An 11,598-nucleotide genomic window follows, 5' to 3' on the forward strand; every position below is an offset into this window, starting at 1 on the left:
GTGGCTCAATTCTAGCGTTGCCTGAGGAGAGGCTCAGGTGGTGGCGGGGATGAACTTCAGAGCAGCAGAGTTGATGCAGTAGCGCAGACCCGTTGGTGGGGGACCGTCCCGAAACACGTGCCCTAAGTGACCACCACAGTTGGAGCAGTGAACCTCGGTGCGAGGCACAAGCAACTTCCAATCCGTCTTGGTGCCGATCACATGAGGAGCAATCGGCTCCCAAAAACTGGGCCAACCAGTGCCACTGTCGTATTTGGCTGCCGAGGAAAAGAGCTCCTGCCCACAGCCAGCGCAGACATAGATCCCTGGAGCCTTGTTGTCGTAGTAGGCGTTGCGGAAGGGGGGCTCGGTTCCCTCTTGGCGCAGCACATAGTACTGCTCTTCGGTGAGCAGTTGTCGCCACTCAGCGTCGGTTTTGGTAACGGGATAGATTTCTTGAGCCATCGCCTGTTGCTCTCCTGTCAAGCTGAGGGGTGCCGTAACGAACCCGGCCACTGTCAAGTCAAAAGCTTGCCTCGTCGCATAAGCGGTTTGTCCGTCCTGACATGGGTGAAGCCATCGCCGCCGGACTCTCCAGTTGCCCTGTCCGGCTGTTTCTGAGACTTGCAAGCAGATGCTTGTATGTATCTTAACTCTTCTTCACGTCTTCTTCCCCACAAAGGCGAAGGTACGGGTATCTTCACCATTGGTCGGCTACCCCTCAGCCAAAGCCGGCAGTTTCCGCGCGGCAAAGAGTCGGCGAGCTTCTCTATGAGTTCTATCTGTAGCTTCTATCCCTGGCTGGGGACATACTCCCGCTACAATGAGCACAGGCAAGGGATCCGTTCGGCCTAGGCGGGCTGGCCTGGGGATTCTTTTGCTAACCCTGAAAACGACGGAGTTATTGCCATGTTGCTGGTCGGCTCAGGCGCCAAGTTTGTGCAGCAGCTCGAGCAGTGTGGGGCTCTGGCCATCTTTGTTACCCCAGAAGGGGGATCGGAAGGGCACTACCTGCGGCGGCTGCGCGGAGCTGGCTACGAGGTAGTCACCCTTTCCAGCAAGGGGATTGGGGATCTGGCCAGTTATCTGACGTCCAGCCATGGGGTGCGGCCTGCCACGCTGGGCAAATCGCAGCGGCGCACCTATTTCTACCCCTCGTTGATCGAGCAGTACCGCGCCACCTTGCCCCCAAAGGCCAAGGGATTGGTGTTTTGGTTTTACGAGGGGCATGTGCTCAGCCGGCAAGAGCTCTCCTACCTGGTGAAGCTGAGCCAAGAAGATAAGGGCGTGAAATTTGTGGTGGAGCTGGGTCGAGAGCGGTCAATTCGGTGGCAACCTCTGCAGAGTGCCTGAGGATCTGTTCAGATTCCTCGAAAATTCTTTGCTACCATCTCAAGTAGGCGGCCTGCAGCCCAGACTCTCATCTTGCCGGTGGCCTTCCGTGCCTGTGACCTTGCCGAACGTCTCGCTGCAACAGGGTACTTGGTTTAAGCTGATCTGCGGCGCAAGTTTCCACCACTTGCCGTCGATTCGAGAGTTAGCTTTCCTCTACACGCTTGCCGGTGCCGATTGCATTGACGTCGCCGCTGACCCAGCCATTGTGCAAGCTGCCCAAGAAGGGATCCGGCGGGCCCAGGCAGAAGATCCCCAGGTGGGGTCCCCCTGGTTGATGGTCAGCGTCAACGACGGCGAAGATGTGCATTTTCGCAAGGCGGTGCTGACGGATCCCGTCTGTCCTGCCGACTGTCCGCAGCCCTGCCTAGCCGTTTGTCCGCCCCACGCCCTGATCCGGGCAGGCACTTCCACCCAGGTTCACATCCGGGCAGAGCTCTGTTACGGCTGTGGCCGCTGTGAGCCGGTGTGTCCCCACCAACGCATCGCCACCCAAGGCTATCAGGTTGCGGCGGCGGAGATCCTGCCGTCCTTGCTAGAGCTGGGGGTTGAGGCGGTGGAAATCCACACCCGTATCGGTCGACAGAGCCAATTCGCGCAATTGTGGGGATCCCTAAAGCCCTGGCTGCGGTGGCTGCGGGCCGTCTCGATCAGCTTTAACGATGGTCCCGGCCTCGAGGTCTATTTGCGGGATTTGCTGGCCTTGATGGATCCCTTGCCGGAGGTGTTGATCTGGCAGGTGGACGGTCGGCCTATGAGCGGGGATCTTGGAGCTGGCGCCGGCAAGGCCACTCTGAAGTTGGCCCGAAAGGTGTTGAGCATGGGGTTGCCCGGCTATGTGCAGTTGGCAGGAGGAACCAATGGGCAAACGGTGTCGCTGCTGGATCCCGGTTGGCCGGTGGCGGGGGTGGCCTTCGGCAGCTATGCGCGACAGTTGGTGGCCACCTACTTGGAGGGGGGGCCTGGATTGGCAGGTGGGATCCCAGTGGCCAAGCAGTTGGTGCAGCAAGTGAAGCAACGAGCGGTGGCCCCCAGACAAACCTGTTTTTCCAGTGTTTAACAACGTTGCCCGACCATGAGTTTCTTAGTACAGCCCTTCAACCCGTCGGCGGATCGGGAAGGTGCTCCGCACCGCTCCAGCGAACGCACCTCTTTTCCCGGGCAAGTCCTCTACAACGACGATTTGGGCAAGCTGCTGGACGTTCTGCCCGCCTCCATCCGCCAGCGCCTGGAGCAGCATCCCCAGTTGGATCGGCTGGTAGAGGTGGTGCTGGATTTGGGCCGCCGCCCGGAAGCCCGCTTCCCCGGCTTTGCCGATTACCTCTCGGAGGAGGTGGTCACCCGCGCCGACCTGGATCTGGTCATCAGCCAAGTGGGAGAGTTTAGCGGCGACAACCGCGCCGGCATTGCCTCAACTCTGCACCGGATCAGCGCCATTCGCAACCGCCAGGGCACGATCATCGGCCTCACCTGTCGGGTAGGGCGTTGCGTTATCGGCGTCATCAGCATGATCCGCGATTTGGTGGAGCAGGGCCGCTCGATGCTGTTGCTGGGCCGCCCAGGGGTGGGCAAAACCACCGCCCTACGGGAAATTGCCCGCGTGCTGGCGGACGAGCTGCACAAACGGGTCATCATCATCGATACCTCCAACGAAATTGCCGGCGATGGCGACGTGCCCCACCCAGGGATTGGCCGGGCCAGGCGCATGCAGGTGGCCAGCCCGGAGCTGCAGCACAAGGTGATGATCGAGGCGGTGGAAAATCACATGCCGGAAGTGGTGGTGATCGACGAGATCGGCACCGAGTTGGAGGCTCTGGCCTCCCGCACCATCGCCGAACGGGGGGTGCAACTGGTGGCCACTGCCCACGGCAACCGCATCGACAACCTGATCAAAAACCCCACCCTCTCCGACCTAATTGGCGGGATCCAGTCGGTCACGCTCGGAGACGAAGAGGCGCGGCGGCGGGGCTGCCAGAAGAGCGTCTTGGAGCGGAAGGCCCCCCCCACGTTTGAGATTGCGGTGGAGATGCTGGAGCGGGATCGCTGGGTCATCCACGAAGATGTGGCGGCCACTGTGGATCGCCTCCTGCGCAACCGCGAGCCGCTGGTGCAACTGCGCAGCCTGGACGAACGCGGCCAAGTGGTGATCGAGCGCCCCACCCTGTCTGGGCCCCAGTGGCCCCCCCCTGCCGGCAGCACCCTGTCCCCAACACGGGAGCGGGGGGGATGGCGCCGTTCTGGGCGGATGGAAGCTCTGCCCCTAGAACCAAGTGAAACTCGTCTGCGCCAGCCCGGCGAATCTGGCTCGCCTTCGGCCAAGGGGGAGGAATCTGTCCCGCCAGCAGCAGCGGGATCCCGTGCTGAGCCTCAAGTTATGGCCAGCCCCAAGGCAGAGTCCAGGGCTGAGGCGGAAGAGGATGCCGACTGGGAGGAACCTGCTGCGGCTGCCCTGGCAGAACGGCAACGGGATCTGGATGGGCCGCTGAGGATCTATCCCTACGGGGTTAGCCGCTTCCATCTGGAGCAGGTGATCCAGACTTTGAAGCTGTCGGCGGATGTCACCAAAGATCTGGATGAGGCAGATATTGTTTTGGCTTTGCGATCCCAGGTGCGCAGCCGCTCCAAGATCCAGCAACTGGCCCACGCCCGCCAAATCCCGATTCACACCGTCAAGGCCAATACCCTGATCGCCCTTGCCCGCGCCCTGCGTCACATCCTCAACATCGAAAGCGAGGACGGCTCCGATTCCGACCTAGAGCTGTTCATTCGGGCCAGCTCGGGCGACGAAACGGAAGCCTTGGAGGAGGCCCGGCTGGCGGTAGAGCAGATCGTCATTCCCAAGTCCCAGCCGGTGGAATTGCTGCCCCGCTCCCCTCTGATCCGCAAGCTGCAGCACCAGCTAGTGGAGCACTATCACCTGCGGGCCCAGAGCTTCGGCGAAGAGCCCAACCGCCGCCTGCGCATCTATCCCAACTAGCTCCAGCCAGGGTTCCTCAGGCCAGCAGGGATCCGGCGATCATCCCTGCCAAGAGAATGAAGCCCTGGAGGACGTTTTGGCCGAAGATGGCCATGTAGAGAGTGGGAGGGGGATTGACCTGGTGAAGCTGCCAGGTTTGCCGGCCCCAGAGAGCGGCGGCAACTGCCAGGCTAAGGAAATAGACCGCGTGCAACTGCAGGCTGATCCCCACCCCCAAGAGGGCAAGGGCGGCGCCCAAGAAAAACAGCCCCACCGCCGTTGGGGTTTGTCTCCCAAAAAAGCGGGCGCTGGAGTGGATCCCGGCCCGTTCGTCGTCCTCTCGATCCGATAGAGCATAGACCGTATCGAACCCCAACGTCCACAACACCGTGGCCAGCCACAGCCAGCCCAGCCCCTCCTCCCACAGGGGTGTGTGGGGATCTTGGCCGCTCACCGCTGTCCAACTGATGAGCACGGCAAATCCCCAGGCCAGGGCTAGCACCAGTTGGGGCACGGGAAACACCCGCTTAGCCCCCGGATAGAGCAGGATCACCGGCACTGCCGCCACGCAGAGGGCAAAGCTGACCGGGTTGAGAAAAAGCGCCAGCCCCGCCGCACAGGCCAAGGTCAGCAGCGCCATCACGATGCCGACGGCAACGGTCAGTTCGCGGCTGGCCAAGGGGCGGTTGCGGGTGCGCTCCACCAAGGGATCCAAATCCCGATCCCAGAGGTCGTTGATCACACAGCCCGCCCCGCTGGTGGCCAAGCTGCCCAAAATCAGGATCCCCACCAGCGGCCAAGGCGGCGTTCCCCGTCCGGCCAGAAAAGCCCCCCACAAAGCCGGGATCATCAGGATCAGCCGCCCTGCCGGCTTATGCCAGCGCAACAGCCGTAAAATCGCTCCGCCAGTGGCCCAGAGTGCAGAAGGAGAGGCAGACATAGCCAGGTCGAAAGAGGGCCAGTTGCCGAGAGGAATGGAGCTCCGCACCGATCTTAAATCATCCTAAACTGGCCCGCCCTGGAACCCTTGTCGTCCCCCTCGCCGTCTCTACTTTTTGGCCAGCATTTGGCTCCTCTTTTCCCACTATTGGCCAGCCTGAGAAGTTTGATATCCTAGCGGGGGGCTGCTGTTGAGGGTGATGAACTTTGCTGCTTTTCCCCTGTGAGGCCGTTCGCGCAAGCGAGACGGAGTCTGCCATGCAAGCAACCCTTTCCATGACCAGTCAACTTCCCGAAGTTCAAGTCAAGGAAGCTCCTCCCCTTCTGGAGACTCTGCTGGTGGTGGACGATGAGGATGCAATCCGAGAAACCGTTGCCGTTGCTCTCGAAGAACAGGGATACCAAGTTTTGCAGGCCGCCGATGGTCGACAAGCGCTGGAGCTGGTTCACACGGCCGAACGGCTGGATTTGATGATCTTGGATTTGATGCTGCCCGGCTTGAACGGCTTGGATCTGTGCCGGCTGTTGCGCCGGGAGGGCAACACCATCCCCATCCTGATGCTGACGGCCAAAAGCAGCGAGACCGACCGGGTGGTGGGCCTGGAGCTGGGAGCCGACGACTACCTGACCAAGCCCTTCGGCATGCGGGAGCTGATCGCCCGCTGTCGCTCCGTGTTGCGCCGTCGGCAGCAGTCCCATGCCAGCGAGGCCACGGTGCTCCGCTACGGGGATATTTGCATGTTTACCCAAGAGTGTCGCGTCTTGGTGCGGGGAGTGGAGGTGAGTTTCTCGCCTAAGGAGTTCCGCCTGCTGGAGCTGTTTATGTCCAACCCTCGCCGCGTCTGGACGCGGGAACAGCTCTTGGAGCGCATCTGGGGATCCGACTTCATGGGCGACAGCAAAACGGTGGACGTCCACATCCGCTGGCTGCGGGAAAAGTTGGAGCTGGATCCCAGCAACCCAGAGTATTTGGTGACGGTGCGCGGCTTCGGCTATCGCTTTGGCTAGGGTTGGGAACTCCTCTCACGCCAGCGGCGGGCAAAAGAGAGGGCTTCGGCGCGGGTTTGGATCTGCCCCGCGGCCTGCGCCTCCTGTAGAGCCTGCAGCAACTGGCCCACCCAGGGTCCGGGTTTAGCACCCAAGCTGTGCAGCAGGTCGTTCCCATCCAGCAGGGGCACCAAATGGGCCAGGGGATCCTGGGGATCTTCGTAGCGCCGGAGCCAGGATTCTATCTCTTGGGGGCTGCTGCCGGTGGCTGCTGCCAGCAGGGCCAGGCCGCCGAAGAGGGATCCCGCCTGGTGATAGAGCCGCCACTGTTGTCCGGGAGTGGGGGAATGGGTCAGAAGCGTTTGCAACAGGGGTAGAAGCTGGTGCAGCTTCTGGATGGCCCGCATCTCGGCCCGGCTAAAGCGCAGCCGTTCCAGCTCGGCTTCCACCGTCTCGGCAGGGGTGCCCGCCGGATCCCACAGCAGGGCTGCCAACACCGTTGCCAACAGGCCGCCGCGCCGATCCGCCAAAGGCTGGGCCAGCTCCGCCAGAGTGCGGGGATACTGAAGCTGCCAGATCTCGGCCCATTGCCACACCGCTTGGGCCTGGGCAAAGCCGGGGCTCTGGGGCGCTAGGCGGGGCAGCCAAGCCGCTAGCAGACCTGCCGCCACCGCTGCCTGCAGGTGGGCCAAGCCGGGGATCCCCGTCTCCAACAAGGTCACCACCTCGGCCCGCACCCGCTCTGCCGCCACCCTGGCCAAAAGGGGGGCCCGCTGACGAATCGCCTCTGCCGTGGCCGGATCCAGCGCAAACCCCAGTTGAGCTGCCTGGCGATAGGCCCGCAACAGCCGCACCGGATCGGCACTGAGGTTGTCGGGGTGAACCATGCGCAGACACCTCTGCTCAATGTCTGCCCGCCCCCCCGTGGGATCCAACAGGTGCCCCTCCTGCAGTTCCAGAGCCAGGGCATTGCAGGTGAAGTCCCGCTGCCGCAGATCCGCCGCCGGGGTGGGGCCCACCTGCAGGGCCGCGTCCACCGTCGCCGCTGTGGGGGTGGAAGCCCCTCCTTGGCCCAGCACGATGCGGGCAATCTGTCGCTCCGCATCCAGCACCACAAAGCCGGCCTTCAGCCGCCGCGCCACCCCCGCCGCCCACCCCACGGGATCCGCCGGACACATTAAATCCAGATCCACCGGCCCCTTGGAGTCTCCAGCCTGGCCCCGCAGCCAAGCCAGATAGGCATCCCGCAGGGATCCCCCCACCCAGTAGCTCCCCTGGGGCAGCCACTCTTTGGGAAAGGGCAGCCGTTGGCGGAAATAGGTCAGCAGCCACTTGCTCAGCAGGGCTTCGCTCATCGATGTGCACAGGGGGGAGACTTCGATGATCTAAAGGGCTAGGATCCCCAGAGCGCAAGCAACCAGACAGGCCGTACCCTCACCTGACCGCTGCGCAAAAACAAGCGATTGCTTTTGGGGATTTGACCCTCGCTTGCCCAGGCCCGCTCGCGGCCTGGATCCCTTTTAGCTATCGCTCCAGCAGCGAGCCGCCCACCGCCGCCGGTACAAAAGCAGGTGCTGAAGTGAGCAGATGGGGCCGCACCAGCGCCACCAGCCCGGCAATAAACAGCGGGTCGGCATTCAACGCGGGCACGCGGCGAAACTCGCGGATCCCAGCCTGGTGGGCCAGCTCCCGATACTCGATGTCGATCTCCTGCAGGGTTTCGATGTGCTCCGACACAAAGCTAATCGGCACCACCAGCAGTTGCCTGACCCCGCACGCTCCCAGCTCTGGGATCACCGTCTCGGTATAGGGCTGCAGCCAGCGCACCGAGCCCACCCGGCTCTGATAGGAGAGGGTGTGGCGATTGGGGCGCCCAACTTCCCGCCAGATGAGCTGGACGCAGGCCTCCATCTCCTGCTGGTAGGGATCCCCGGCCTGGGTGACATAGCTTTCGGGAATGCCGTGGGCGCTAAAGAGCACATGCACCCCTGCCGGATCCTCGAAGGCATCCAACTGCTCCCGGATGGCCCTAGCCATGGCCTGGACATACTGGGGCTGGTCGTACCAAGAGCAGATCTGGCGGCGCTCGATGCGGGCCAGCTCCGGGTCTTCGGCCCAGAGGCGATCCAGGAGTTTGAAGCTGGAGCCGGTGGTGCTGATGGAGTACTGCGGGTAGAGCGGCAGCACCACCAGGCGGGTGATCCCATCCGACTTGATCTGCTGCACCACCGACTCGATCAGCGGGTGCCAATAGCGCATGGCCACATACACCGGCACGTCGTAGCCCGCCGCCACCAGTTGAGCCTGCAACGCTTGTGCCTGGGCGGCGGTGATGCGCCGCAAAGGGGATCCCCCCCCGATGGCCGCGTAGTTGCGCCGGGATTTGGGCGCCCGCAGCGTGGAGATGGCCCAGGCAAAAGCCCTCTGCAAAAAGGGAAAGGGCAGGCGGATCAGCTCGGGATCGGCAAAGAGGTTGTAGAGAAAGGGCTGCACATCAGCCTGGGTCTCTGGCCCCCCCAAGTTCAGCAGGAGCACGCCGCTTTTGGACATGACAAACCCAATGACCTTCCTTATCCACTGTAGGAGGTCTTGCCCCCCAGCGGGGAAGGGGCATTAAGTTTTCTTGCAACCTTTCTCAGCTTTCTCTCGGCCCCCATCCTTAGCCAGGGATCCCCCCTCCTCCCCTACTGCTCCGCCCGGTGTCAGCTAGAAACCGCAGGAGCCCCGCGCTCTGGCGCAGCCGAGCGTCGGGAGGAATGCGGTCTGTTGATGTATAGTGACAGCATGACCCAAGTCTTGACTATTTCCTGCGAACTGTTCGCGCTAGCGGGACGGAGTCCTATCGGAGTCGCAAGCCGCCAAGTTAGATGCGACGCTGGACGCCTTTGTGCAGGCCTTGAACTGGGTCAACCAAAACACGCCGGAGAAGATCCTCAACGCCCTTAAGCTCCAATCTCTGGGTTACCGCGACATCCGTGCCCGCTTTGGCCTATCCAGCAACCTGGCACAACAGGTATGCAGACGGGTGGTATCTGCCCGCAAGACTGCCAGCCAGAAAAAACCGTCCGGTCAAAGCCTTCAAGGCGGGCTTCGTGACCTACGCTGCCCGCATCTTCTCCTTCCGAGCGAAAGACTGGACAGTATCGCTCACCACCGTTGAGGGGCGGGAACGGTTGGAGCTGTCCATCGGCAACTATCAACGAGGGATGCTGGCCGGCACCAATCCCCAATCGGCCACCTTGTCAAACGCAAAGAGGGTTCTTACTACGATTTGTGTGGAAACGCAACCGCCGGAGCTGCAAACCGCGGCTAAGGCGATTGGGGTGGACTTGGGGAGGAGAGATATTGCCCATACCTCAGAGGGAGATCCCTGGAATGGACAGCCGTTGATCCTGGTTGCGAGCGGTGCTCCCATGCAAAGCCAGTCAGGGCACAAGGTCTAGTCGGCGTAGATGCCGCCAACTCTTGCAACAGCTGTCTGGTCAGGAGAGACGCTTGCAAACCTGGGTCAATCCCTGCATCTGCAAGGCTATTGTTTCCAGGGCAAAGGCGACCAATAGCACGATTGCCTTGGAAGACCTAACTGGAATCGGAGAGCGTGTCAACCAACCGCCACGGAGCAAAACGGAGCGTCGGCGGTCGAATAGTTGGGCGTTCTACCAGCTGAGGCAGTTTGTGCACTACAAGGCGCTGCGGGCCGGGGTCACGGTTGTGGTGGTGCCGCCTGCCTATACCTCGCAGATTTGCCACCAGTGCCTGTGGATCGGGCAACGGGAAGGGAAACGCTTCCGTTGTGTCAACCCGGCTTGCAGTTGGGAAGGGGATGCAGACTACAACGCAGCATTAGCGTCAGCGAAGCGTAGCGCCTATGTCATTGCATTATTGGGGGCTGCTGTAAACCGGCCACCCTACATCCCCCTGCCCCCCGTATACGGGGGGCAGTCGGAGCCGGGTAGTTTACAACTCTTGGCCGCGGTAAACCCGCTGTAGGGCCGGCGTGACCGAATAGCTATCGACATCGGCCAGGCTCAACTTCAAGCGCAGCGTATTGAGCAGCCGCTGGTAGGGGGGCACAAAAGGGGTTTTGCCAAAGGGTTGGACGGCATCCCGGGCAACTGTCTCCAGAGGGCAGCCACGGTAGCGGAGCGGGCCAGCCCCAACAAGGTGAGCTGAGGATCCCTCTTGGCCGGGATCCACCGTCAAGCCGCGAAACTGAATCGCTCCCGGACGAGAGGCTTTGCGATAGCGCAGATAGCCGGCCCACACCTGAGCCATCCACTCCGGCAGAGCTTCGGGCCGAACGTGGCAGCGCTCCGGCAACAGGCGGTCGTTGAAAAAGCCGACAAGCACAGACCAAGCTTGCCAGAGAACAGCTCCCAAGAGGCGGGCAGCGAGAGATGGCGAAATCTTCATGGCGGAGGCCAAAAATCACTGTGGGTGGGAGTTGCCGTCGATTATATCAACCCCAATCCTGCAAGATGCTCATCTTGAACAGTTTCCCCCTCACTCGAAAGCGGAGGCCAGCTTGGGGCTAGGCGCGTTGAGCCGGCCAACTTCATCGACTACAATAAGCGCAAAGCTTAGGTGCCGTTTAAAGAAATTCTGAAAGCGCACCAACAAGCAGACTCCAGCACTACTGCACTGAACTGAGGGGCTCGAGACATGACCTGGCGCGGCGACATCACTCCCATCAATCGGCTGTGGGGATCCCTTCCCTACCTTCTGCCTTTGGTATGGGCCCTGCCCTTCGGCTTTGTGCCCTCGGGTTTGTTTCAATCTCTGCCAGGTTTGATCCCCATTTTTAGTCCACTGCTGCGCTTGCTGCCCCTGGCCACAGGCTGGTTGGGGGTGGGGATATTTCTCGCCCTGCTATTTTTAGTCCGCAACAGCCGTGTCGCCCACTTTGTTCGCTTCAACACCATGCAGGCGCTGTTGCTCAACATTGCCCTGTTCTTGGTGCAAGTGTTGATGCAGGTGTTTGCTATGCTCTTTGGCAACCTCGGCCTGGCAGCACTTGTCAGCATTTTGGCCACCACCGCACTTCTGGGCGTGATCGCCATCACCGTCTACGCTTGGGTGCAGAACGTTCGCGGCCACTATGCCGAGGTGCCGGTGCTCTCCGATGCCGCCTATGCCTGGATTCGCTATTAATTCCTGGCAAAGAGGGAGCATGACTCTAGTCAATGATATGCTGGACTATACTGAAAATAATGCCCAGTATGTTCAGTATGGCTGCTTGGTATGGCTAGGTATGTAAAACCGAGAGAAGCGGCGGATTATTTTGGGGTGTGTCTCCACACCTTGAGGCGATGGGAACAGAAGGGCTGGATCCATGCAGTACGTAC

The 11,598-nt window shown here is 61.5% G+C and carries 10 protein-coding genes and 2 pseudogenes; 7 read left to right on the top strand and 5 right to left on the bottom strand.

Going from position 1 to position 11,598, the window contains the following annotated elements; genetic code table 11:
* Positions 1-33: 33 nt before the first annotated feature.
* A complete protein-coding gene (gene msrB / locus ACVWXC_RS10825) occupies positions 34-444 on the bottom strand; it encodes a peptide-methionine (R)-S-oxide reductase MsrB (protein WP_011429906.1) in 411 nt (136 codons plus the stop codon).
* A 444-nt stretch (positions 445-888) separates the two neighbouring features.
* Here msrB and ndhN point away from each other — a divergent pair, with 444 nt between their 5' ends.
* The 3 genes from ndhN (at position 889) to ACVWXC_RS10840 (ending at position 4,348) form a co-directional block, all read left to right on the top strand.
* Positions 889-1,332: an NAD(P)H-quinone oxidoreductase subunit N gene (ndhN, locus tag ACVWXC_RS10830; protein WP_011429907.1), complete on the top strand. Its 444-nt coding sequence runs from the start codon at positions 889-891 to the stop codon at positions 1,330-1,332.
* An 88-nt stretch (positions 1,333-1,420) separates the two neighbouring features.
* Positions 1,421-2,431 (top strand): Light dependent period protein LdpA domain-containing protein, encoded by a 1,011-nt coding sequence (locus ACVWXC_RS10835; RefSeq protein ID WP_457392693.1) that lies wholly within the window; start codon positions 1,421-1,423, stop codon positions 2,429-2,431.
* Between the two features lie 15 nt (positions 2,432-2,446).
* Entirely contained in the window at positions 2,447-4,348 is a 1,902-nt protein-coding gene (locus ACVWXC_RS10840; RefSeq protein WP_011429909.1) for a R3H domain-containing nucleic acid-binding protein, read from the top strand.
* A 16-nt stretch (positions 4,349-4,364) separates the two neighbouring features.
* Here the strand turns inward: ACVWXC_RS10840 and ACVWXC_RS10845 are convergent, their stop codons facing one another.
* The gene (locus ACVWXC_RS10845) at positions 4,365-5,267 is read right to left on the bottom strand and encodes a 4-hydroxybenzoate solanesyltransferase (RefSeq protein WP_011429910.1); all 903 of its coding nucleotides are present in this window, start codon (positions 5,265-5,267) and stop codon (positions 4,365-4,367) included.
* Positions 5,268-5,542: 275 nt separating this feature from the next.
* Here ACVWXC_RS10845 and ACVWXC_RS10850 point away from each other — a divergent pair, with 275 nt between their 5' ends.
* Positions 5,543-6,274: a response regulator gene (locus tag ACVWXC_RS10850; RefSeq protein WP_049749731.1), complete on the top strand. Its 732-nt coding sequence runs from the start codon at positions 5,543-5,545 to the stop codon at positions 6,272-6,274.
* Here the strand turns inward: ACVWXC_RS10850 and ACVWXC_RS10855 are convergent.
* Entirely contained in the window at positions 6,271-7,608 is a 1,338-nt protein-coding gene (locus ACVWXC_RS10855) for a CCA tRNA nucleotidyltransferase (protein ID WP_457392696.1), read from the bottom strand. The genes ACVWXC_RS10850 and ACVWXC_RS10855 overlap by 4 nt on opposite strands.
* 169 nt (positions 7,609-7,777) lie before the next feature.
* Positions 7,778-8,803, bottom strand: coding sequence for a ferrochelatase (gene hemH / locus ACVWXC_RS10860; protein ID WP_011429913.1), 1,026 nt, complete (start codon positions 8,801-8,803; stop codon positions 7,778-7,780).
* 234 nt (positions 8,804-9,037) lie between these two features.
* On the opposite strand from hemH, the pseudogene ACVWXC_RS10865 reads away from it, so the two are divergent.
* A pseudogene (locus ACVWXC_RS10865) lies at positions 9,038-10,243 on the top strand (RNA-guided endonuclease InsQ/TnpB family protein).
* On the opposite strand, the gene ACVWXC_RS10870 reads toward ACVWXC_RS10865, so the two are convergent.
* A complete protein-coding gene (locus ACVWXC_RS10870; RefSeq protein WP_240530479.1) occupies positions 10,211-10,666 on the bottom strand; it encodes a hypothetical protein in 456 nt (151 codons plus the stop codon). The pseudogene ACVWXC_RS10865 and the gene ACVWXC_RS10870 overlap by 33 nt on opposite strands.
* Before the next feature lie 249 nt (positions 10,667-10,915).
* Here ACVWXC_RS10870 and ACVWXC_RS10875 point away from each other — a divergent pair, with 249 nt between their 5' ends.
* Together ACVWXC_RS10875 and ACVWXC_RS10880 are read left to right on the top strand one after the other, a co-directional pair.
* Positions 10,916-11,404 carry a Tic20 family protein gene (locus ACVWXC_RS10875; protein WP_099884079.1) on the top strand — a complete coding sequence of 163 codons (489 nt, stop codon included), beginning with the start codon at positions 10,916-10,918 and terminating at the stop codon, positions 11,402-11,404.
* 90 nt (positions 11,405-11,494) lie between these two features.
* Positions 11,495-11,598, top strand: a pseudogene (locus tag ACVWXC_RS10880) (IS607 family transposase); the annotation flags it as partial.

The sequence above is a fragment of the Thermostichus sp. OS-CIW-20 genome (genome assembly GCF_054061455.1).